The following is a 20402-nucleotide window of genomic DNA, read 5'->3' as shown; positions in this document are numbered from 1 at the left end:
CAATCAAGACACCGTCTAACTCCGCGCGAACTCAAGCAGGTCTTTGTTGAAGATCTCGGCGTACTTGGGCACCATCGCAAGGCCATGGGGCGCGCCCTCGTAGACCTTGTACTGCGCGCCCTTGACGATCTTGGATGATTTGGCGCCCGCGGAGACGATGGGCACGATCTGGTCGTCGTCGCCATGCACGATCAGTGTCGGCACATCGACCTTCCTCAGGTCCTCGGTCGTGTCCGTCTCGGAGAACGCCTTGATGCAGTCGTAGGCGCCCTTGATGCCGACTGTCATGCTCCAGAGCCAGAACTCGTCACGCGTTCCCTGGGAGACGGTCGAGCCCTCCCGGTTGGCACCGTAGAACGGGGCGCTGAGGTCCTTGTAGTACTGCGAGCGGTCCGTGAGCACACCCTGGCGGATCTCGTCGAACACCTCGATCGGCAGGCCCTCGGGGTTGGCTTCCGTCTTCAGCATCAGCGGCGGGATCGCGCCGAGCAGGACCAGCTTGGCGACCCGTGCCGTGCCGTGCCGGCCGATGTAGCGGGTGACTTCGCCGCCGCCGGTGGAGTGCCCGACCAGAATGACGTCGTGCAGGTCTTCGGTTTCGATGACCGCGGCCAGGTCGTCGGCGTACGTGTCGAGGTTGTTGCCGTCCCAGGGCTGACCGGAGCGGCCGCCACCGCGCCGGTCGTGAGCGATGGCGCGGAATCCGTTGTCCGCCATGAGCTTCATCTGGGGGTCCCAGGCGTCGGCGGTGAGCGGCCAGCCGTGGGAGAAGAGCACGGGCTGGCCCGAGCCCCAGTCCTTGTAGAAGATCTGCGTGCCGTCCTCGGCGGTGGCGAAGGGCATGGTTGCGCTCCTCTCGATGTCCCTCCGGGGATGTGACGCGAAAGCGGCGCCGCATGAGGTCAACATTAATTGCGGGGCAGCGATTCAGCGCGTTGCAGGCACAAGCGCAGACGTCCTTCTGGGGTCAGCGGTGCGTTCCGATGTCCCCTGCTGGTGGAGCTCCTGGACTCGGCGGCCGCGTTCACCGGGAGCCCTGGGTTCTGGGGGCTCCCGGTGAACAGCTGCGCGTGGCGTCAGCGTGCGAACTTCTCGATGGCCGCCGGGGTGACGGGGGTGAAGAAGTTGACGAGGTTGCCGTCGGGGTCGCGGAACAAGAGCGACCGGTTGCCCCAGGGCATCGTGGTGGGCTCGTTGACGAAGTCGGTGACGAAGCCGGTCAGGTTCTGGTGGACGCGGTCCACGTCGTCGACGAGGAACTCGGTGATCACGCTGTGGTTGTCCGCCGGGCGGGCAGAGCCCGGGGCGAACAGCGGGACGGTGCGGGTGCTCGCGATCGCGAGGGTGGCGCCCGCGGTCCTGAGTTCGGCGAAGTCCTCGGTGGCCCGTATCGCCTGCATCCCTGTGGCTCGCTCGTAGAACTCGACGAGACGTGCGACGTCGCTGGTGATGATGCGGATCGAGACGAAGTCCATGGGAATCTCCTTGGCTGTGCTGGAGGCGTGCACGTCGCAGGCTAGGAGAAATAGTGGACAGAATCGGTCCTGTATTCGGGTTAGGCTGCGAACATGCCTCGACCCACCGGCCGCGTGCTGACACTCCTGGAGCTGCTGCAGTCGGGCGGCACCCGGACTGTGGCCGAGCTCGCCGACCGTCTCGGCGTCGAAGGACGCACCGTGCGGCGGTATGTGGACCAGCTGATCGACCTGGACGTGCCCGTGGAGTCGGTGCGCGGCCGCTACGGCGGATACCGGCTGGCTCCCGGGTACCGCTTGCCTCCGCTCATGCTCAGCGACGACGAGGCGCTGGCCGTGCTGCTCGGCCTGGTCGCCGGCCGCCGGGCGGGGCTGACGACGACGGAGCGCACGGCGAACGAGACGGCGTCGGCGAAGATCCGGCGGGTGCTGCCCAAGCACATCGCCCGCCGGCTCGACACACTCCTGGAAGCTCTCGCCTTCACGGATCAACCCGGCGAGTTGGACCACCCGGACGCCGGACTCCTGCTCACCGTCGCCGATGCGGTGCGCCACCGCCGACCGGTCTCGATCCGCTACACCGACCGCGACGGACGGCGCAGCGAACGCACACTGCACGCGTACGGGATCGTCGCCCACGCGGGCCGGTGGTACGTCACGGGCAAGGACGCCCAGGTCGGCGAGGACCGAACCTTCCGGCTCGATCGCATCGCAGCCGCGAGGACCCTGCCCGGCTCATTCGAAGCGCCCGAGGGTCCCGGTCCGGCACAGCGCGTGTTGTCAGGATTCGCCAGGGCCGAGTACCGGCATGAGGTGACCTTGCGGGTCCAAGGGACCGTTGAGCAGATCCGCGCGCACCTCCCCGCAAGCGTCGCGAGCCTGGAGGAGCACGAGCCAGCGGCCGGCCAGGACCCGGCGGCCGAGCACTGGCTGCGCGTCGAGCTACGGGCGCAGCGGCTCGACTGGTTGCCCCCGATACTCGCCTCACTCGACCTGCCGTTCGTCATCGAGCGCCCCGATGAACTTCGCGACCTCGTCATCGCGCTCGCCGATCGCCTCACGTCCTACGCCCGCCAAGCCTGACAGCGAGCAACCAGTGTCATGAGACGGCACAACTAGTCGAAGTCGTGGTCGCGGTCGTGGTCGCGGTTGGCGTGTTGCCCTCCGGGGCGATTGCGGGCGCGGCCGCGCAGTCCCCGTACACCCCACAGGTCATCAGGAACAAGATCGGCACACTCCGCAGATCCTGCCCCGACGCCCCATCAGCCGGTAGTCGCCATATCGACCGGTGCCTGAGGCGATTCACTCGCCTCTCGGTGCCCGAAAGCCGGATACCCCGGCAGCGGGGCTGCCTTCCAGTCTCCGGCGACCTCGCGCAACAGCAATCGCATCGTCTCCGCGAGCGCCGGGAACTCCTCCAGCCTGCTCGCCATCTCCCAGCGATGCCTGAGCACCTGGCGTCTGGTCGGGGCCGGACGTCGAGTCCGATGGAGCGGCCCATCCTCCACGGCCCGAGGCAGCAGCCTCACCGTCACATCCACCGTCCAGACCGCTATGGCCTGCCGCATACCGGCCTGCCACACCTCGTCCTCGGCCAGTGCCGGGTACACGTCGAGGACCTGCGCCCGATACGCCTGCTCTGTCTTCGCGGCCATCCCGCCCGGCAGGGTGAAGACGCACCAGCAGCTGGAGAACGGCATCCGGCAGTACGCTGCCGTCAGGAACACCGACTGGTAGCAGGCTGCCTCGAAGTCGATCAGCCGCAACCCCTCCGGAGTCAGCAGGTTGTTGTCAGGACAGGTGTCACCCGGGGTAAAAGCCGGATACTCTTCCCCACCTGCTGTCCCGATCCGGGACAACTCCTCGGCAAGGCCCGGCGGAGCTTCGATTCCGGCGCCGTCGAGCAGCACGAGCAGCTCAGCAGCGTTCCGTGCGATCCACGGCTCGTCCTCCCAGGACGGCATGCCCTTGCCGTACCGGGACCACAGCCTCGTGAGATCGCCGCGCCGGTGCACCGATTCGGCGGCCAGGCTGCCGAGCCCACGGGCCCAGGCCAGCAACCCGTTTTCCGCGACGGTCGGATCGTTCCCGAGCAGGACGTCCGCCAGGGTGGGTGCCTTCCCAAGATCCCCCATCACCAGCAAGGGAACCTCGGGGTCTACGCCCAGGACCTCGGGACCGGCGATCCCGAGAGACAGTCCGGCGGCCTCAGCCGTGAAGCAGCGCAGCGACTCCGGCTCGTTGTTGAAAGCCTTGACGATCACACTGCCGCCGTCGGCCGTCTCACAACGCAACACTGTGCTGCGTGAGCTGCCACCCAGGTCGACAGAGCTGTACAGCTCGGCACCCAGCAGTTCACCGGCGGCGTGCAAGATCAGCTCCATCGCGGCATTCTGCCACCGACGCCCTGGAGGCCGCAGGTCGATATCCGACCGCCAGTCATCCTGAAACGATCACTTAGAGGGTGTCTCACATGGCAGATTTCGCGAGCTTCTCTTAGCACGGTGCCGACCGAGGCGTTCGCCGGACTCGATGCCGGGCCGCGCGAAGCGCACGAAGAGCCCGCGCTCGCGCAGCCGAGCCAGGTGTTCGGCGGAGAAGAACGCCTTGTCCGCGCGGAGTTTGACGGGTCGGCGCCGCCGTGGTCCCCGGCGGGACCGGACGGCGGGTATGCCGCGAATGAGCGGCTCGAGGGCGAGGCTGTCGTGCATGTTCGCGCCGGACACGGCGACGGCGAGCGGGATGCCCTGGGCATCGGACGGCACGTGCAGCTTGCTGCCCTTCTTGCCGCGATCGACCGGGGTCGGCCCGGTCAGCGATCCCCCGTTACCTTTTCCGTGGCCCCGCTATTGGGGCTCCGGTCTCCGGGCCCGGTATGACTTGGTCCCCTCGTCGACATGATCGAAAAGGTGGTGTCACCGGGCCGGGAGGCATTGGCAGACCGCTGATCAGGGGCATGACCGCTCACATCCGCACCATGGATGAGCAGGCCTTCGTAACGTGGATGCCGGCACGCTGATGCCACGCGCGAGACCGGGAAGAGGCTGCTGGGGAGGGGCATGAACCACGACGGTGAGATCGACATCTACCTCGGTCTGGACGTCGGCAAGGGCGAACATCACGGCACTGCTCTGACTCCGGCGGGCAAGAAGGTGTTCGACAAGCCCATGCCAAATAGTGAATCGCGGCTGCGTGAACTGTTCGAGGAGCTGCAGGTCAAGCACGGCAACGTGCTGGTCGTGGTGGACCAGCCGGCCTCGATGGGTGCTCTCCCACTGGCAGTGGCCCGCGATACGGGCTGCCGGGTTGCCTATCTGCCAGGGCTGACGATGCGGCGTATCGCAGATCTCTACCCGGGCGAGTCGAAGACCGATGCCCGCGATGCGGCGATCATCGCCGATGCCGCCCGCACCATGCCCCACACCCTCCGCGACCTGGCCCGGGACGACGAAACCGTCGCCGAGCTGAACATGCTCGTGGGCTTCGACGACGACCTGGCCGGGGAGGTCACCCGCATCAAGAACCGTCTGCGCGGACTGCTGACCCAGATCCATCCCTCGCTCGAGCGGGTCCTGGGCCCTCGACTGGACCACCCGGCAGTGCTGGTCCTTCTCGAACGACACGGCTCACCAGCCCAGTTACGGAAAGCCGGCAGGCGACGGCTGGTGACCCTGCTGCGGCCCAAGGCGCCACGCATGGCAGAACGGCTCGTTGCGGACATCTTCGACGCACTCGACGAACAGACGGTCGTCGTTCCGGGCACCGAGGCCTCCGCGCTGATCGTCCCAAGTCTGGCTGCCTCGCTCTCCGCGGTACTTGACCAGCGCAAAGTCCTTGCCACAAGGATCGAGGAACTGCTGGAGGCACACCCTCTTTCGCAGGTCCTGACCTCGATGCCCGGCATTGGGGTCAGGACGGCAGCCCGGATCCTTATCGACGTCGGTGACGGCAGCGGCTTCGCCACCGCAGGGCACCTGGCCGCCTACGCCGGCCTGGCACCCGCCACGCGCAGATCCGGCTCCTCCATCCGCGGCGAACAGCACTCCCGACGAGGCAACAAACAGCTCAAGCGAGCCTTCTACCTCGCCGCGTTCGCCTCACTGTCCCAGCCGGACTCACGTGCCTACTACGACAGGAAACGACACGAGGGGAAACACCACGTCGCAGCCATCGTCTGCCTGGCCCGACGCCGCATCGACGTCCTCTTCGCCATGCTCCGAGACGGAACCTTCTACCAGCCACCTGCTCCGGCCACCGCTTGACGAAAACCATAGGGGCACCTTTTGGCGCGAACGGAGGCCACGTCGACGATCGCCCAGGTCCAGTCCGCCTCGTCCCGGGCCCCGAGTTCGTCCAGCGCCGCCCGGTGCAGCCGACGCCACAGGCCGGTCTCGGTCCATACGGTGAAGCGGCGATGCGCGGTGGCGGACGACGTGCCGAACGCCGGCGGCAGATGCCGCCAGGCACAGCCGCTGCTAAGCCTTGACTGGTGCGGCCGTCCTGGCGGCCTGCTCGATCTTCGCGCAGTAGGCTGCACGGGCTTCCTCGTCGATCTGCTCCTCGTGTTCGGCGCGCAGCCCGGTCCGGCCGTCGAGGCCCTCGCGCAAGATGTCGGCGTGCCCGGCATGCCGGATGGACTCGCCGAGGACATGGACCATGACGGCGAACAGGTTCGTGTCGGCATAAGGCTCCGGCCACCACGGCACGTGGCCGGGGGCGTCGAGGGGAAGCTCGTTGATCGTCGCGTCCGAGTGTTCCCACGTGCGCCGGTAGAAAGCGATGATCTGATCGCGGGTCTCGTCCTCGGTCACCCACAGATCGCTGCCGTCGGAGTCCTGCCACCGGCACAGCGGTTCCGGCGAAGGGCGGTCGAAGACCTCACCGAAGTACCTGGCCTCGACGGTGGCCACGTGTTTGACCAGGCCGAGGAGGTTGGTCCCGGTCGCTGTCAAAGGTCGGCGGACGTCGTATTCGGACAGGCCGTCGAGCTTCCAGAGCAGCGCCTTGCGGTCCCGCCGCAGTCTCCCGTGCAGAGTGTCTTTCGCGATTTCATCGATCATGCGGCATGAGCCTGCCATGGGCTGCTCATGGTCTCAAGATCCCGTAGGTGGTCCGCAACAGCCTCTTCAGTCATCACCAGTACGTGATCGAGGACCGCTCCCGAGCGAACGTGCGCCGCCAGGGGCAGGCGCACAGGCGGTACTGGTCGCCGAACACCGTCCGTCGTACGCGACGAGCCTGGCTCAGTGGTGGACCTTCCTGGAACATCGTGAGGTGCCCGTGGCCAGGGCGCTGATGGCCTGCTGATGGCCCGCCGTCAGCCCGGAGCGCTACCCTCGATTGGACGACGCGGAGGGCGTGGCGTCGCAGAGGCTTTGATGGCGGCCGCAGTCCTCTCATCGACCAGCAGCCACATCTCGAGCCGTTGACCCGCCTCCCCAACGAGGAGAACCTCGGTAATGATGTTCATGATTCCAATAACGGGGTGAGAGAGAGTCGCGCCGCAGGGCCGCGTGTCTACAACCGGGTAAGCAACCCATCGCGACGTAAAATCAGGTGCCACGTTCACGTCGTCGATCAGGGCGCGGAACTCTTCAGCACCACCCCAGTCCGGTCGGGCAGCCGGCAGCAAGCCGATCATCTCGTCCGCCCTGGCTGCCCAATTGCTCTCGGTGAATATCCGGCGCGCCATGGGGTTCAGGAAATGGTAGCGAATCAAATTGGGCGAGTCCTCATCCAGGAATCCCAGCGGCCTCACCATTGTTTCCCATGCGCTGTTCCATGCCACAACGTTGCAGATCGGCCCGAACACGCATGCCGGCGTGGGATCAAGCTGATTCAGCAACGTACGCACCGTAGGCCGTGTCTCATCGCTGACCGGACGGGGAGCTGGGAAGAGCCCGGCGCTGTGACGTTTCATGACCAACATCGCAAGGTGCCGCTTCTCGCCGTCAGAGAGCCGCAGCGCCTCGGCAAGCGCGGCAAGCACCGCATGTGAGGGATTGGTATCCCGGCCCAGCTCCAGCCGTTCCAGGTACTCGACACTCATACCGGCAAGCGCAGCAAGCTCCTCCCGCCGCAGCCCGGGGGTCCGCCGCCGGCCAAAGGAAGGCAATCCCACTTGCTCGGGACTCAGTTGCTCCCGGCGCGACCGCAGAAACGACATCACGCCTTCCTTGCTCATCTCTGCGGACTCAGTCATCGCCGAGCACGTCTTCCAGCCGAAAGCTTGCGAACCGCATGCCCACCTCACTCTTCCCAACGGGCGTCAGACTGCTGCAGCTGCGCCCGCTCGACCTCCGTGGCAGCGTCAGCAACAGTCCGGCCATGGACGGCGGGGCGACCGCCGTAGGGGTCCTCATCGCTCCACAACGTCGTCGGGGCAGCCCTGCGGACCACCGGTATGACCTCACTGGCGAACCGCTCGAGCATGGCGAGCTGCTGCTCATGCGGGATCATCGTCGGGAGGTTGAAGGACTGCAGATCGTGTCCGAACCCCTCGTGGAACCAGAGGATCTTCTCGGCGATCTGCTGCGGCGACCCGACCAGGACCGGGCCACGCTCGATGGCGTCGTCGATGGTCGCGAACGTGTTCTCGTTGCCGGGCGTATGATTCCCCGGCTTGCTGAAGAAAGCCATGATTTGCTCGTACGTCGGCCCGAAGGCCTTTTTCGCCTCCTGGGTCGTGTCGGCCAAGTAGAGGAAGCCGGCCCCTGCGCCGACATAGGCGAATCGGGGGTCGTGCCCGTGCTCGGCGTACTCCGTGCGGTAGTGGTCGATGAGTACGGTGTAGTTGTCACGGGGCTGGATGGCGTTGGCGGAGAAGAGCGGGTCACCCCACTTCGCCGCGAGGCTCGCCGAGGTCAGCGTGGTCGCCGACCCGTGCCACACGCGAGGAGCACCGGCGAAGGGGCGCGGCAGGCTGGTGACCTCGTTCAGCGGTCCGCGAAAGCGGCCCTGCCAGGTGACCTTCTCCTCGCGCCACAGTCGGCGCAGCAGCTCGTACTTCTCCGCCAGCGCCTCCCACTGGTCGCCGTTGTCGATACCGAACATCGGCAGCTGACGCATTTCGTTGCCCTTGCCGATGACAAGCTCGAGCCGGCCGCGGGAGAGCTGGTCGACCGTGGCGTAGTCCTCGGCGACGCGCAGCGGGTCGTGGATCGACAGGACCGAGACGCCCGTCTGAATCCGGACCCGGCTGGTGGTCGCGGCTATCGCACCGAGCAGGACCGTGACGCCGCTGGAGAGGAAGGCACCGGCGTGCCGTTCGCCCAACCCGACCGCGTCAAAGCCGAACTGCTCGGCGTAGCGCGCGGAGGTCAGCGCCTGGGAGTACCGCTCGTCGGGGCGGATCTCACGCCCGGTCAGGGGGTTCTTGAGGTTCGGCAGGATGTCGAGGACTTGGAACTTCACGAGTGGATCTCCGGTTCTTCGCTGGGCGTGCCCGTCGGGCTGGCAAAAGACAGTGCGGTGGCCTTCCACTGCCGCAGCAGGCTGTTGACCGCCTGACGGCCGGCGCGGTTGGAGCCGACGGTGGACTGGGACGGCCCGAAGCCGACCAGGTGCACGCGTGGTTCGGCGGCCACCTGGGTGCCGCGCATCGTGATCCCGCCGAACTCGTTGCGCAGCCCAAGGGGCTCCAAGTGCGCCAGGGCGGCTTTGAAACCCGTGGCCCACACGATGGCGTCGAGGGCCGTGAACGAACCGTCCGCCTCGCGGACGCCGTCGGGTTCGATGGCGGTGAACATGGGACGACGCCGCAGGACCCCGCGCTCCTTCGCCGCCAACGCGTACGGAGTCCAGGCCAGGTCGGTATAGGAGACGACGCTGCCGGTGGGCCTGCCCGCTTCGACGTCGGCGGCGACCTTGGCGACAATCTCACGGCCGGCGACCTCGCGCTCGAACTCGCCCTCGCGGAAGACGGGTTCGCGACGCGTGTACCAGAACGTGGTGGCCACCCGTGAGATCTCCTCCAGTTGCTGGAGTGCCGAGATGCCGCCGCCAACGACGGCGACCCGCAGGCCGGCGAACCGGTCGGCCGAGACATAGTCATGGGTGTGCACCTGGATGCCGGTGAAGGTCTCCTGTCCCGGGTAGTGGGGGCGGACGGGGTTGGTCCATGTGCCCGTGGCGTTGATGACCGCCCGGGTGGTCCACGTCCCCGCGCTGGACTCCACCACCAGTTCTCCGTCGGGGCGGTCGTCCACGGTCCGTACGCGGGTGACGGTCACCGGACGCAGGATCGGAAGGTCAGTCGCCTGCTCGAAGGCGGCGAAATAGCGCGGCACCGCCGCACGACTGGGCTCGTCGGGGTCGACAGGTGGTTGCGGGAAGTCGGGCAGGTCAAAGATGCCGTTCACGGTCCCCATCCGCAGCGACTCCCAGCGGTGCCGCCACGCCCCGCCGGCCGCCGGTTCGGCATCGAGTACCACGAAGGTTCCCTCGGTGTCGGAGGCGTGCGGGCCGGTCAGGGCGCTAGCGAACCCGCGCCGCTTGAGGTGGTAGCCGGCCGAGAGCCCCGACTGTCCGCCTCCTATGACCACCACCGTGGCGCGTCGGGCCGCTCGCTCGTATCCCGCCTGTCCCCTTTCCGGGGCGGGTGTGTCAACGTACATCGGCCCGGTCACCATCTTGAGGGCGTGCGCTTGCGCCGGTGGCGAGTCGCATGAAGTCGGTGGTGAAGTCGACGTCGTCCAGAGACCGTTGCGCCCGTGTGGCGTTGCCGCCGAACTGGTGGTCGTAGCCGCTCCAGTTGCTGTCGGCGATTTGCCGGCCGGCTCCGCTGCGCAGCATGACGGAGAGCTCTTGTGCGGCTCGGGCGATGCGCTTGCCGAGGTCGGTCGATGCCCAGTCCTCGGGTGCACAGTACAGGGAGGTGGGCACCGGGATGGTGCGCAGGAATCCGAACAGCGGCCTCAGCTGGTCGTCGACGACCATGGCGTGTCGAGCGCTTCCGCCTGTCGCGGCGAGGACGACCGGTTTGGCGATGAGCAGATCGTTGTCGATCAGGTCGGCGAACGACTTGAACAGGCCGCTGATCCCCGCCTTGTAGACCGGGGTGGCGGCGATGACCGCGTCGGCCCCGGCGAGCAACTCCATGGCCGTCTGCACCTTCGGGTTGAGTATGCCGGAGACGATGCCCTGTGCGATGTCGACGGCCAGAGGGCCGAGATCGATCGCACGCACGGTTGCTGTCGTGCCCGACGCCTCGAGGATGTCGACCGTCTTCTGGGCGATGCGGTCGGCAAGCAGCCGGGTCGAGGACGGATCGCTGACGCCGGCGTTGACGAGGGCGATCGTAAACGAAGTCACGGCGGGGGTGAGGTCGTTCATGCGGTGTCCCTCGTGGGTGCTTTCGTGTGGTGGGCGGCAGTGGCCGGGGCCGCGGCGAGAAGTGCGTGGCCGAGTTCGCGCAGCGTCTGTAGTTGTTCGCGGGTCAGGGCCCGGGTCATCGCGGTGGTGACGTGCCGCGCATGTGCGCGGCCGAGGCGCCGTTGCACGTCACGGCCTTCTGCGGTGAGGACGATGCGGCAGGCGCGGGCGTCGTCGGGATCGGGCCGTCGTTCGACGAGGCCCCGCTTCTCCATGCGGGCGACGAGCCGGGACACCCCTGCCTGGGTGAGCAGGGCGTCGTCGATCAGGTCGGTGATCCGCAGGCCGTCCTTCGCTCCGGCCAGCGCGTAGAGCACGCCGTACTCGCGTGGCGGGAAGCCACCCCAGTCGCCCTCGTACTCGAACTCTCGCGCGAGGGTCGCCTGGGCCCGGAACATCGCCTCCCAAGCCTCGTTGGCCAGTCGGCTGACGCCGGCCATCAGAACGCCGCCGGGAAGCTGGCTTCGACGGCCGGGTCGCTGTCCTGGTACGGCGAGGTGCCAGACAGGTTGTCGCCCCGGTTCGGGTTCGGCCGCGGCTGACGCGGCTCGGCGTCGCCGTACTTCGCCCTGACCAGGGAAGCGTGCGTCGGAGCGTCGGGGATACCGGGCTTGCGGCGGACTGCCATCTCCTTGCGCAGCACGGGCACCACCTCAGTGCCCAGCAGTTCGACCTGTTCCAACGCCATGTCGAGGGGCAGACCGAGGGCGTCGACCGAGAAGAGTTGGCGTTGGTAGTCCCCGAAGCCCTCCTGGAAGGTGAGGACCTTCTCGATCACCTCCTGCGGGCTGCCGACGGTCAGCGGCGTACCCGCCATGTAGTCCTCCAGCTTCGAGCCGCGGAAGACCGGGTAGTTCTCGAAATAGGGCCGATAGGTGTCGACCGCGTCCTGGGAGCGCTTGGCGACGAATGCCTGACCGCCCAGTCCGACGATGGCCTGCTCGGCGGTGCCGTGGCCGTAGTGCTCGTACCGCCGCCGGTAGAGTTCAACGATTGGCTTGAAATGGAAGTTCGGGGCCAGGATGTGGTTGGCGAAGAACCCGTTGCCGTAGTACGCCGCCTGTTCGGCCGTCTCAGGGCTGCGGATCGAGCCGTGCCACACGAACGGCGGGACGTCGTCCAGCGGGCGCGGGGTGGAGGTGAAGCCCTGCAGCGGGGTGCGGAACCTTCCTTCCCAGTCGACCACGTCCTCGCGCCATAGCCGGTGAAGCAGGTTGTAGTTCTCCAGAGCGAGGGGGACACCCTGGCGGATGTCCTTGCCGAACCAGGGATACACGGGCACGGTGTTGCCGCGTCCGAGCATCAGGTCCAGCCGCCCCTTGGCGACGTGCTGCACCATCGCGTAGTCCTCGGCGATCTTGACCGGGTCATTGGTCGTGATCAGGGTCACCGCGGTACTCAGGATGATCCGGTCCGTCAGCGCCGCGATGTGGGCGAGGAGGGCCGGCGGCGAGGACATCACGAACGGTGGATTGTGGTGCTCGCCCAGCGCGAACACATCGAGGCCCACCTCGTCGGCCCGCCGGGCGATCTTGATCAGGTTGCCGATCCGCTCCGCCTCGCTCTGGGTGTGTCCCGTGGTCGGGTCGGGCGAGATGTCACCGACCCCGAAGATGCCGAACTGCATGCCGTGCTCCCTGCTGATACATGACTTCGCATGCAAATGAACAACATGACTGAGCATGTATTCCCCTGGAATCGACCAGCGGCGGCGTGATCTCCGCCATACCCCGTGCGGCGACTCAGAGGCCGACGGCAGCCACCTGGCGGGACAGGCCCGGATCGGCAGCGCAGCGGCGACCAGGGAGAGGGGCGACGGCGAGGCAGACGAAGGCTCCACACACCGACGACGCGGCCTCGACCTGAGGCCGACCGATCTGCGCTCGATGCCCGGCGGGCGTTGAGGGTGTCGCGGATGCCCGGTGGTTCTCTCCGGTGCTGGTGGACCACATCGAGCGGCGCCGGAGCGCCGGCGGCGGCCGGCAGGGCGACACCCTGCAGCCAGAAGCCGGCCGCGCGCGGCACTCGTCATGCGACGATCGCCACCGACACGGTGCTGCTCACAGCTCTCCGACCGCTTCACCGAAGTCCAGCTCGGCGCGGGAGCGTTCCTGCATCCCGCGCTGCATCAGGGGCTCGGATCCGGGCCATGGTGGACGGATCACGCGCCAGCGGCTGGAAGAAGCCGGAGTCGACATGGACGTCCTCCTTCGGCGGGAGGCCGGCCGCGTTGATCCGCCGCTCGGCGATCCGTACCGCCGTCTCCGGAAATCCGGCGATGCGCTCCGCTAGACGCTCGACATAGGGGACCTCGCCGTCGGTCAGAGCCAGCGCGGTCGCACGTGAGGGACCTGCCCCCTGCGACCAGGGCGGATACATGACAGCCCGCGGCCTGCACCACCACCGCGACCCCCGGCTCTGCGATCCCCTCCATCATTGAGTATCTGATATCATCGAAACTAATAAATGATCTTAATCGAGTAACAGTTTGCGAACTGATACGGTAAGTGGGGTGACAATGACTGCGGACCTGACCGGCACCGTCGAGGCCGAACCCCTCGACCGGCTCGGCTTTCTGCTCGCCCGGCACGGCGCCATCGCCCATGCCCGCATGGAGCACGCCTTCAAGCAGTGCGGACTGACACCCCGCCAAGGCGCGACGCTGGTCCTGCTGGGCGAGTCGGGACACATGAGCCAGAAGGGCATGGCGGAAGTCCTGGAGGTGGATCCCAGCATCCTGTGCGGGATCCTCAACGACCTCGAGGACACGCACCTCGTCGAGCGTCGGCGCGACCCGGCCGACCGGCGCCGCCACATCGTGGCGCTCACCGACGAAGGCGGCCGCACCCTCGACAAGGCCCAGGACGCCATCACCGCCGTGGAGAATGATCTCTTCGCCGACTTCACCCCCGAAGAGCTTTCCACCCTCCGCAGCCTCCTCGGCCGAGTGAGGACGTCCCAGAGCGACTCCGCCTGCACCTGACCGACCCGCCACCAGGCAGCTTGGGGCCACGGGCATTCCCGTGGCCCCTTCGTCATGCCCGTTTTGGGAATCCACAGCATTCCGGCAGCTTCGTTTCGGTGAGTCGACAGTCACATCCGTTCATTCATTGACGAGTCTCAACGATCTGTTAGCGTCAATGCATGACGTTGCTCGGCCATATCGGCCACGAGCCCTTCGGCACAACGCGTCGATCGTTCACCGCCCGCACCACACACCGGGCGAAGCAAGGAGACACCACCATGAAGAAGCTGATGACCCGCGTCGCCCTCGCAGCCGCCACCGTGACCATGACCGGCAGCGCCCTCGTCGCCGTCACCGGCCCCGCCTCGGCAGCCACCCTGCCCTCGGGGCACGGCGGTCACCACAGCGCCGTCGCCACCGCGACGGAGCACGCCGGCCTCTCCCGCATCGGCGAGGGGTGGTCCCTCTCGGACGGGCAGCGTGAATGGCACGGCGAGCGGGACCAGTCGGGTTACTCGTACTGGCGCTCCGGCGGCAACGGTCAGCAGCTTCGCTACGACGGTCACCGCCTCTACCACTTGAGCCAGGGACAGTGGGTCGCCGTCGCCCAGGCGGACGAGCAGGCCTACGCCTTCAACCGCTGGCACTTCGACCAGCTCTGGACCGTCCGCGCCGTCGACCCCCGCGGCATCTGAGCAGAATCCGCTCCCAAGAACACGCGAACAGAGAACATGATGAAGCAGTCGATCCGCACCCTCAGGACCCTTCGCCGCCGTCGTCCAGTGAAGGACTTCGGTGCCGGCCAGCACCGTGGACAGCCTGCCGCCGAGCGCCCGGCCGCCCTGGACACGCCCGGAAACGGCCGCCACCGCCGCACCGAGACCCTCGCTCTTCCAGCGTCCACCTGACCGCCCTCGTGTGAGCCGACCCCGCGAGGCCGACGACCCGACGAGGCCCCGCTGCGCACGCACAGTGCCGCCAAGCACAGATGCCTCCCGACGCGCCACGGCTGTGGCCAACCGTGTGAACAACACCGTCAACCTCCGCCTGCAAACCGAGTGATACCCACACCCCCGCCCGGCCGCCCCACGCCCCCGCCAAGGCGCGACGCCCCCGAAGAACACGCGCCTGCACCTGCCTCTCCACAGCGGAGGCGGACCCGGACAGCGGCCACCCCGCCGACTCCACCGTCAACCACACCGCGGCGCCGCCGAAGAGCGCGACCGACACGTTGGCGACCTGGCGGATCAGCAGCAGCGCGGGGACGTGCAGGAAGAAGCCCGCGCAGCCAGCGACGTCACCGAGCGACGACCGACGCGGTCCGACAGCGCGCCCGCGAGCGGCTGCACGATCACACCGAGCACGACCAGCGCCAGGGTCTCGTCGTAGTGGAGTTCACTCGCCAGATGGCTCGGCATGGAGGACAGCAGCCTTTAGTCCGTGACGTTGAAGACCTCGACGAGGCCCATGCACAGCGGCAGCACCCTCCCGCGCCGCGAAGGTGGACGCCGGCGAGGTAGCTGGACGGGGTCTTGTCGTAGCGATTGGCGATGCCTCGCCAGGCCTTCAGCTTGTTGATCAGGCGCTCAACGGTGTTGCGCTCCTTGTAGAGGCCGGCGTCGTGGCTGACGGGCCGGCCGCCCTTGCTGCCCTTCTTCTTCCGGTTGGCGGCATGATCCCTCTTCTCCGGGATGACCGCCTTGATACGACGTTTTCGCAGGTAGGACCGGTTACCGCGGGACGAGTAGGCCTTATCCCCGGCGACGCGTCGGGTCGGGTGCGGGGACGGCGGACAGGATGCTCCCACGGGATGCCGGTGCGGTTGACGTCGAGGATCGCGTTGACGATCTCCCGCGGGTACCTTCCGCACGACTTCCCTCCCTACAAAACCGTCAACGACTCCTACGCCAAGTGGGAAGCGGACGGCACCACGCAGCAGGTCCACCACCTGTTACGCGACAAGACCCGCCGAGCCCACGGCCGCAGGACCGAGCCGACCGCGGCCGTGGTGGACGCCCAAAGCGTGAAGACCTCGACAAACGTCCCCGAGACCAGCCAGGGCATCGACGCCGGCAAGAAGATCAAAGGACGCAAGCGACACCTGATCACCGACACCCTCGGCCTGGCCCTCGCCGTCCTCGTCACCGCCGCATCCGTCCACGACACCACCGGCGGCAAGCTCCTGCTCGACGACCTGGCCGCGGCGCACCCCAGCGTGACCAAGGTCTGGGCCGACGGCGGCTACCAGAGCAGCATCTTCAACCATGGGGCCGCGCTGGGCATCGATGTGGAGGTCGTTCAGCGACCACGAACCAAGGGGTTCGAGCCGCTGCCGAAGCGGTGGGTGATCGAGCGGACCTTCGGCTGGTTGATGCAGCACCGTCGCCTGGCACGGGACTACGAGGCCCTACCGCAGAGATCCAGAACGATGATCCACTGGGCAATGGCTAACAAAATGTCCCGCGAACTGGCCGGAGAATCCACACCAACCTGGCGAATCGAAACGGACATCCCGCCCACAACAGCGTGAACATTGATCAGATGCCCTCTTAGAGGTCCTAACAGAAGTGGTTGATCACGTGACTGTTGGCTTGTCCGCTCGTTGGTCTGGTCGTGGGGAAGAGACAGTCGCGGCCGTGGATCGTGTCGGACGAACTGTGGGCGCTGATTGAGCCGTTGCTGCCCGAGCCGGGTCCGAAGCTGGTCGAGGGGCGACCGCGGGTGCCGGACCGGCTGGCGTTGTGCGGGATCTTGTTCGTGCTGCACACCGGCATCCAGTGGGAGTACCTGCCCCAGGAGCTGGGCTTCGGTTCGGGCATGACCTGCTGGCGGCGGCTGGCCGCGTGGAACGAGGCCGGGGTCTGGGACGAGCTGCATGTGCTGCTGTTGAAGAAGCTGCGGTCGGCGAAGAAGCTGGACTGGTCCCGGGCGGTGATCGACTCCTCGCACGTGCGGGCAGCTCGGCGGGGCCCAAAAGCGGCCCCAGTCCGGTCGACCGTGCACGGCCGGGCAGTAAGCACCACGTCCTCACCGACGGCCAGGGCATCCCGCTCGCGGTGTCGCTGACCGGCGGCAACCGCAACGACGTCACCCAGCTGTTGCCGCTGCTCGACAAGGTCCCGGCGGTGGGCGGGGCCGTGGGCCGGCCACGGCGACGACCGGACGCCCTGCTCGCCGACCGCGGCTACGACCACGACAAATACCGACGCCTGCTGCGGCAACGCGGCATCCGCCCGGTCATCGCCGAACGAGGCCAGGAACACGGCTCCGGCCTGGGCATCTTCCGGTATGTCGTCGAAAGGACGATCGCCTGGCTGCACGGCTTCCGCCGCCTGCGCATCCGCTGGGAGCGACGCGACGACATCCACGAGTCCTTGCTCGGCCTCGCCACCTGCCTCATCACCTACAGACACATCCAACGCCTTTGTTAGGACCTCTTACAGCGGCTACGTACAGTAAGCGCCGCGGCAGGGTTTCCGGCACGGCGAGTACCGCTACGGCGATCAGACGGCGCTGATCAGTGCCAGTGCGTCGAAGAGCCATGGTGCGTTTTCGCCCCGCATACTTCCCGCGCACTCCCCTCGCCCTTCCCGTGCACGGTCCGGGACGTCCTCTACGGCCGTATACCGGTGCCCGTATGCTCCTCCCCATGAGTAGTGCTGCGCAGCCCGCCCGCCGTCGCGATGCTGTCGCGACCCGTGAGGCGATCCTCGCCGCCGCGGTCGTCGAGTTCACCGAGCACGGGTACGCGAGGGCCGGAGTCCGGCAGATCGCCGAGCGGGCGGGCGTGACGGCGATGATGATCAATCGCTACTTCGGCTCGAAGGAGGGCCTGTTCGCCGAGGCCGTCGACCGGTCCTTCGGCCCGCCGACCATCGTCGGCGACGAACGCCAAGGTCTGACACGCGCCATCGCGCACACGCTCGCCGAGCGCACCGGGCCCGGCGCCGAGCGCCTCGACCCGTTCCTCCTGACGCTCCGCTCCGCGTCGGATCCCGCGGCGGCGGACATCGTCCGGCGGGGTATCGAGACGCACGTCGGCGCCCGTCTCGCGGGGTTGCTCGACGGTCCCGAGGCGCACGTACGGGCTCAGCTCGGGCTGGCCCTGGCCGCCGGGACATGGTTGCTGCGCGCGGTGATCGGCACCGGCGCACTCGCCGCCGCCGACAACGACCGTCTCGCCGACCTGCTGGCCGACATGCTCCAGCCGATCACCGGTGAGACCGGCGACGCCCCCGGCGGCGACCCCGACAGCGCCGCCGAGTAGCCGGACCGTTCACCTTCACCGCTCCACCTCGTTCAGAAGGCGGATCAGAAGGCGGAGCGGATGAGGCCGCCGTCGACGCGGATGGTGGCGCCGCTGATGTATTCGGCGTAGTCGCTGCACAGGTAGGCGACGGCTGCGGCGATCTCGTCGGGCTTGCCGAAGCGGCTGTGGTCATTGGGGATGAGGGCCTGGACGGCGTTGGGCTGGATCTCTTCCCAGGTGTCGCCCCATCCCCGGGCGGGGCCGATGCTGGTGACGAGGTCCTTGGTGGCCTCGACGAGGATCGCTCCGGGGGAGACCACGTTCGAGGTGACGCCGGTGTCCTTGAGGTCACGGGCGAGCGAGACGGCGAGGTTGTGGCGGGCGGCCAGGGTGGCGTTGTACTGCGGGTGGGTGTTCATGGGCTGGGAGGCGAGGCCGCCGCCGATGGTGATGACGCGGCCCCAGCCGCGCTCGCGCATCGCCGGCACCAGCTGCTGGATCATGCGGACACCGGAGACGACGTTGATGTTGTAGGTGTCGTTCCACTCGTCGGGGGCCGCCTCGGCCCAGGACAGGTGGCGGTAGAAGCCGGCGTTGTTGACCAGGATGTCGACGGGGCCGTCCGCGGTCGCCGCCCGCACGACCTCGGCGGCGCCCTCGTCGGTGGCCAGGTCGCCCAGCGCGACGGTGGCGGTGCCTCCGGCGTCACGGATCTCCTGGGCGACCTTCTGCGCCCGGTCCTTGTCCCGGCCGTGGATCACGACCGCGGCGCCCTCCGCCGCCAGGAGCTTCGCTGTGGCCTCGCCCAGCCCGGCACTCGAGCCGGTGACCAGGGCGCGCTTGGTGGTGAGATTCAGTTCCATAGAACTAAGTATACAACCGTAGACTTGCTGCCCATCAGCAGTTGACAGCGCGGGTGGCAGCGCGATCTCCGCCGCGATAACGCAGGCTGCGACCGCGCGCCAGAGACGTCCGTCCCGGTCGGTGAGGTTGCCCGCGTGGCGGCGGACGAAGCCGGGGACGGCGAACTGGCGCCGGTAGGGCAGTCGGTCCCTGACCTGGCTGTAGGTGTGCACCCACTGGGCGAGGTAGAGCCCGCTGCGGAACTGGGGCGAGCGGAGCTTCTGCCAGGCGCTGTTCCAGTAGATGACGGCCAACTCACATGCCTATCAGGCGTATGCCTTCCGCAAGAACCGCGCCTACCTGTGCCGCCGCGGGATCCGATGCACCATCCCGGACAAGACCACCAGGCACGCAACCGCCAGAAGCTCGGCTCCCGCGGCGGCCGACCTCCGCGCTTCGACACGGCCGACTACCGCGAGCGCCATGCGGTCGAGTGCGGGATCAACCGCCTCAAGAGACACCGCGCCGTCGCCACGCACTACGACGAGCTCGACGTCCGCTACGAGACATTCGTCCTCGTCGGTGCCATCAACGAGTGGCTGTGACCCTCGGCCGTCACGCGGTGGGGTCCACGTTCCACGCCGCAGGCAGATCGCTGCCGCAGAAGACGCAGACGAAGTCTTCGGCGCGCACGATGTTGTGCTCCTGACAGTCGGGGGCCGTCGCCTGACGATACGAACTTGCTGTCCCACTACGGAGCGGTAGTGCTGGTCGCCTCCACCAACAAATGACTGTGACCGGCACTTGACCACGTCTCAGGCCCACACCGCCCTGATCACGGCGTGGCCTGCTGCAGCCGCCCGCCCGTAGAACCCTTGGAGGTCCCTGTGATGGTCGAGGAACTCGCGCCTGACCTGTGCCTCGTCCTCGCCGGACCAGATGAGCTTGGCACTGGCGACGTTCCACAGCTCGTCGAAAGAGACACTCGCGAGGAAGCCTGCGGCCTGGGAAACCCCCGACGGCTCCAGAATCCCCATGGGTGGGTTGGAGGGGTCGGCATCGGCACTGTGTGCCACGGGGCGCCCGCCGTAGATCGGCAACGTCCAGAGCCTGCCGGCATCCGCATCGAGGCCATCGGCAACGGCGTAGAGGTCATTGACGGAGTCCCAGACCTTGTCGATCGACGTGGCGATGCCCGCTGCGTACTCGGCGGGGTGGTTTTCCCAAGCCTCCCACATGAACGCCGCAAGCCAGGTGTGGTCGTCCCGGATCTCGGATTCCGCGACGGCGCGCATGTGCATGTGGATGCTCACAGCGACGAGTCCTCGAGTTCGGCGGCCCGCCTGTCGGGCCGAACGGACAGAACCTACTCGACGGCACTGACGGCGAGAGGCCCGTCTCTTCACGCTGGGATGTCCGGCGCTGCCAGGACCCCTCCACACCGAGCGCCGTGTGTCGTCGAGATCGTCCACTCCGGACAGGTACACATCCGTACGGA

Annotated in this window: 23 protein-coding genes and 2 pseudogenes; 8 read left to right on the top strand and 17 right to left on the bottom strand. The window is 67.6% G+C overall.

What is annotated here, in order from left to right; genetic code table 11:
- Positions 1–15: 15 nt before the first annotated feature.
- Both IE318_RS29160 and IE318_RS29155 read right to left on the bottom strand, forming a co-directional pair.
- Positions 16–843 carry an alpha/beta fold hydrolase gene (locus tag IE318_RS29160; protein WP_189905127.1) on the bottom strand — a complete coding sequence of 276 codons (828 nt, stop codon included), beginning with the start codon at positions 841–843 and terminating at the stop codon, positions 16–18.
- A 233-nt stretch (positions 844–1076) separates the two neighbouring features.
- On the bottom strand, positions 1077–1475 hold the full coding sequence (locus IE318_RS29155) for a VOC family protein (protein WP_189905125.1): 399 nt from the start codon (positions 1473–1475) through the stop codon (positions 1077–1079).
- 93 nt (positions 1476–1568) lie between these two features.
- On the opposite strand from IE318_RS29155, the gene IE318_RS29150 reads away from it, so the two are divergent.
- Positions 1569–2558, top strand: coding sequence for a helix-turn-helix transcriptional regulator (locus IE318_RS29150; RefSeq protein ID WP_189905123.1), 990 nt, complete (start codon positions 1569–1571; stop codon positions 2556–2558).
- A gap of 179 nt (positions 2559–2737) precedes the next feature.
- On the opposite strand, the gene IE318_RS29145 is transcribed toward IE318_RS29150, so the two are convergent.
- Together IE318_RS29145 and IE318_RS29140 are read right to left on the bottom strand one after the other, a co-directional pair.
- Positions 2738–3859 carry a hypothetical protein gene (locus IE318_RS29145; RefSeq protein ID WP_189905121.1) on the bottom strand — a complete coding sequence of 374 codons (1122 nt, stop codon included), beginning with the start codon at positions 3857–3859 and terminating at the stop codon, positions 2738–2740.
- A gap of 117 nt (positions 3860–3976) precedes the next feature.
- Positions 3977–4297: pseudogene (locus IE318_RS29140) on the bottom strand (transposase); the annotation flags it as partial.
- A 237-nt stretch (positions 4298–4534) separates the two neighbouring features.
- Between IE318_RS29140 and IE318_RS29135 the strand changes: the two are divergent.
- The gene (locus IE318_RS29135; protein ID WP_189905117.1) at positions 4535–5737 is read left to right on the top strand and encodes an IS110 family RNA-guided transposase; all 1203 of its coding nucleotides are present in this window, start codon (positions 4535–4537) and stop codon (positions 5735–5737) included.
- Here IE318_RS29135 and IE318_RS46620 read toward each other — a convergent pair.
- The 9 genes from IE318_RS46620 to IE318_RS29090 form a co-directional block, all read right to left on the bottom strand.
- On the bottom strand, positions 5707–6012 hold the full coding sequence (locus IE318_RS46620; protein WP_189905115.1) for a transposase: 306 nt from the start codon (positions 6010–6012) through the stop codon (positions 5707–5709). The two genes, IE318_RS29135 and IE318_RS46620, sit on opposite strands and share 31 nt — an antisense overlap.
- The gene (locus IE318_RS29125; RefSeq protein ID WP_189905114.1) at positions 5951–6535 is read right to left on the bottom strand and encodes a DinB family protein; all 585 of its coding nucleotides are present in this window, start codon (positions 6533–6535) and stop codon (positions 5951–5953) included. Before IE318_RS29125 ends, IE318_RS46620 begins: the two co-directional genes overlap by 62 nt.
- Positions 6536–6792: 257 nt before the next feature.
- Positions 6793–7659 (bottom strand): helix-turn-helix domain-containing protein, encoded by an 867-nt coding sequence (locus IE318_RS29120; RefSeq protein ID WP_189905112.1) that lies wholly within the window; start codon positions 7657–7659, stop codon positions 6793–6795.
- Between the two features lie 65 nt (positions 7660–7724).
- Entirely contained in the window at positions 7725–8888 is a 1164-nt protein-coding gene (locus tag IE318_RS29115; RefSeq protein ID WP_189905110.1) for an LLM class flavin-dependent oxidoreductase, read from the bottom strand.
- On the bottom strand, positions 8885–10090 hold the full coding sequence (locus tag IE318_RS29110; protein WP_189905108.1) for a flavin-containing monooxygenase: 1206 nt from the start codon (positions 10088–10090) through the stop codon (positions 8885–8887). Before IE318_RS29110 ends, IE318_RS29115 begins: the two co-directional genes overlap by 4 nt.
- Entirely contained in the window at positions 10080–10808 is a 729-nt protein-coding gene (locus IE318_RS29105; protein WP_189905106.1) for a CE1759 family FMN reductase, read from the bottom strand. Before IE318_RS29105 ends, IE318_RS29110 begins: the two co-directional genes overlap by 11 nt.
- The gene (locus IE318_RS29100; RefSeq protein WP_229903813.1) at positions 10805–11287 is read right to left on the bottom strand and encodes a MarR family winged helix-turn-helix transcriptional regulator; all 483 of its coding nucleotides are present in this window, start codon (positions 11285–11287) and stop codon (positions 10805–10807) included. Before IE318_RS29100 ends, IE318_RS29105 begins: the two co-directional genes overlap by 4 nt.
- Positions 11287–12474 carry a CE1758 family FMN-dependent luciferase-like monooxygenase gene (locus IE318_RS29095; protein ID WP_189905104.1) on the bottom strand — a complete coding sequence of 396 codons (1188 nt, stop codon included), beginning with the start codon at positions 12472–12474 and terminating at the stop codon, positions 11287–11289. Before IE318_RS29095 ends, IE318_RS29100 begins: the two co-directional genes overlap by 1 nt.
- A gap of 433 nt (positions 12475–12907) precedes the next feature.
- Entirely contained in the window at positions 12908–13045 is a 138-nt protein-coding gene (locus IE318_RS29090; protein WP_189905102.1) for a hypothetical protein, read from the bottom strand.
- Between the two features lie 320 nt (positions 13046–13365).
- Between IE318_RS29090 and IE318_RS29085 the strand changes: the two genes are divergently transcribed.
- Together IE318_RS29085 and IE318_RS29080 are read left to right on the top strand one after the other, a co-directional pair.
- Complete coding sequence (locus IE318_RS29085; protein ID WP_189905199.1) at positions 13366–13830, top strand: MarR family winged helix-turn-helix transcriptional regulator; 465 nt, start codon at positions 13366–13368, stop codon at positions 13828–13830.
- Between the two features lie 260 nt (positions 13831–14090).
- Positions 14091–14507: a hypothetical protein gene (locus IE318_RS29080; protein WP_189905101.1), complete on the top strand. Its 417-nt coding sequence runs from the start codon at positions 14091–14093 to the stop codon at positions 14505–14507.
- Between the two features lie 552 nt (positions 14508–15059).
- Here IE318_RS29080 and IE318_RS46615 read toward each other — a convergent pair.
- Together IE318_RS46615 and IE318_RS29070 are read right to left on the bottom strand one after the other, a co-directional pair.
- A complete protein-coding gene (locus IE318_RS46615) occupies positions 15060–15230 on the bottom strand; it encodes a hypothetical protein (RefSeq protein ID WP_189905098.1) in 171 nt (56 codons plus the stop codon).
- A 71-nt stretch (positions 15231–15301) separates the two neighbouring features.
- Positions 15302–15609, bottom strand: a pseudogene (locus IE318_RS29070) (transposase); the annotation flags it as partial.
- A gap of 13 nt (positions 15610–15622) precedes the next feature.
- On the opposite strand from IE318_RS29070, the gene IE318_RS29065 reads away from it, so the two are divergent.
- The 3 genes from IE318_RS29065 to IE318_RS29055 all read left to right on the top strand — a co-directional run bounded on the left by IE318_RS29065 (position 15623) and on the right by IE318_RS29055 (position 18079).
- Positions 15623–16342, top strand: coding sequence for an IS5 family transposase (locus tag IE318_RS29065; protein ID WP_373311310.1), 720 nt, complete (start codon positions 15623–15625; stop codon positions 16340–16342).
- 83 nt (positions 16343–16425) lie between these two features.
- Positions 16426–17243 (top strand): IS5 family transposase gene (locus IE318_RS29060; protein ID WP_444546219.1). Its coding sequence is split into 2 segments (ribosomal slippage): positions 16426–16771 and positions 16771–17243, totalling 819 coding nucleotides; the frame shifts between segments, so codons are not numbered across the junction.
- A gap of 218 nt (positions 17244–17461) precedes the next feature.
- On the top strand, positions 17462–18079 hold the full coding sequence (locus tag IE318_RS29055) for a TetR/AcrR family transcriptional regulator (RefSeq protein ID WP_229903811.1): 618 nt from the start codon (positions 17462–17464) through the stop codon (positions 18077–18079).
- A gap of 44 nt (positions 18080–18123) precedes the next feature.
- On the opposite strand, the gene IE318_RS29050 is transcribed toward IE318_RS29055, so the two are convergent.
- Positions 18124–19218: an SDR family NAD(P)-dependent oxidoreductase gene (locus IE318_RS29050; protein WP_229903810.1), complete on the bottom strand. Its 1095-nt coding sequence runs from the start codon at positions 19216–19218 to the stop codon at positions 18124–18126.
- Between the two features lie 66 nt (positions 19219–19284).
- On the opposite strand from IE318_RS29050, the gene IE318_RS29045 reads away from it, so the two are divergent.
- On the top strand, positions 19285–19509 hold the full coding sequence (locus tag IE318_RS29045) for a hypothetical protein (protein ID WP_229903809.1): 225 nt from the start codon (positions 19285–19287) through the stop codon (positions 19507–19509).
- 210 nt (positions 19510–19719) lie between these two features.
- Here IE318_RS29045 and IE318_RS29040 read toward each other — a convergent pair whose 3' ends face one another.
- On the bottom strand, positions 19720–20217 hold the full coding sequence (locus IE318_RS29040; protein WP_189905095.1) for a DUF1877 family protein: 498 nt from the start codon (positions 20215–20217) through the stop codon (positions 19720–19722).
- Positions 20218–20402: the final 185 nt, after the last annotated feature.

The sequence above is a fragment of the Streptomyces spiralis genome, assembly GCF_014654675.1.
GTDB classification, from domain to species: Bacteria; Actinomycetota; Actinomycetes; order Streptomycetales; family Streptomycetaceae; genus Streptomyces; species Streptomyces spiralis.
This window is presented reverse-complemented; position numbering and strand designations above follow the sequence as displayed.

What these genes read in the sequence shown, in the direction of transcription:
- IE318_RS29160 (WP_189905127.1), bottom strand. Translation starts at nt 843, where the DNA reads ATGCCCTTCGCCACCGCCGAGGACGGCACGCAGATCTTCTACAAGGAC.
- IE318_RS29155 (WP_189905125.1), bottom strand. Translation starts at nt 1,475, where the DNA reads ATGGACTTCGTCTCGATCCGCATCATCACCAGCGACGTCGCACGTCTC.
- IE318_RS29150 (WP_189905123.1), top strand. Translation starts at nt 1,569, where the DNA reads ATGCCTCGACCCACCGGCCGCGTGCTGACACTCCTGGAGCTGCTGCAG.
- IE318_RS29145 (WP_189905121.1), bottom strand. Translation starts at nt 3,859, where the DNA reads ATGGAGCTGATCTTGCACGCCGCCGGTGAACTGCTGGGTGCCGAGCTG.
- IE318_RS29135 (WP_189905117.1), top strand. Translation starts at nt 4,535, where the DNA reads ATGAACCACGACGGTGAGATCGACATCTACCTCGGTCTGGACGTCGGC.
- IE318_RS29125 (WP_189905114.1), bottom strand. Translation starts at nt 6,535, where the DNA reads ATGATCGATGAAATCGCGAAAGACACTCTGCACGGGAGACTGCGGCGG.
- IE318_RS29120 (WP_189905112.1), bottom strand. Translation starts at nt 7,659, where the DNA reads ATGAGCAAGGAAGGCGTGATGTCGTTTCTGCGGTCGCGCCGGGAGCAA.
- IE318_RS29110 (WP_189905108.1), bottom strand. Translation starts at nt 10,090, where the DNA reads ATGTACGTTGACACACCCGCCCCGGAAAGGGGACAGGCGGGATACGAG.
- IE318_RS29105 (WP_189905106.1), bottom strand. Translation starts at nt 10,808, where the DNA reads ATGAACGACCTCACCCCCGCCGTGACTTCGTTTACGATCGCCCTCGTC.
- IE318_RS29100 (WP_229903813.1), bottom strand. Translation starts at nt 11,287, where the DNA reads ATGGCCGGCGTCAGCCGACTGGCCAACGAGGCTTGGGAGGCGATGTTC.
- IE318_RS29095 (WP_189905104.1), bottom strand. Translation starts at nt 12,474, where the DNA reads ATGCAGTTCGGCATCTTCGGGGTCGGTGACATCTCGCCCGACCCGACC.
- IE318_RS29090 (WP_189905102.1), bottom strand. Translation starts at nt 13,045, where the DNA reads ATGTCGACTCCGGCTTCTTCCAGCCGCTGGCGCGTGATCCGTCCACCA.
- IE318_RS29085 (WP_189905199.1), top strand. Translation starts at nt 13,366, where the DNA reads ATGACTGCGGACCTGACCGGCACCGTCGAGGCCGAACCCCTCGACCGG.
- IE318_RS29080 (WP_189905101.1), top strand. Translation starts at nt 14,091, where the DNA reads ATGAAGAAGCTGATGACCCGCGTCGCCCTCGCAGCCGCCACCGTGACC.
- IE318_RS46615 (WP_189905098.1), bottom strand. Translation starts at nt 15,230, where the DNA reads ATGCCGAGCCATCTGGCGAGTGAACTCCACTACGACGAGACCCTGGCG.
- IE318_RS29065 (WP_373311310.1), top strand. Translation starts at nt 15,623, where the DNA reads ATGCCGGTGCGGTTGACGTCGAGGATCGCGTTGACGATCTCCCGCGGG.
- IE318_RS29055 (WP_229903811.1), top strand. Translation starts at nt 17,462, where the DNA reads ATGAGTAGTGCTGCGCAGCCCGCCCGCCGTCGCGATGCTGTCGCGACC.
- IE318_RS29045 (WP_229903809.1), top strand. Translation starts at nt 19,285, where the DNA reads ATGCACCATCCCGGACAAGACCACCAGGCACGCAACCGCCAGAAGCTC.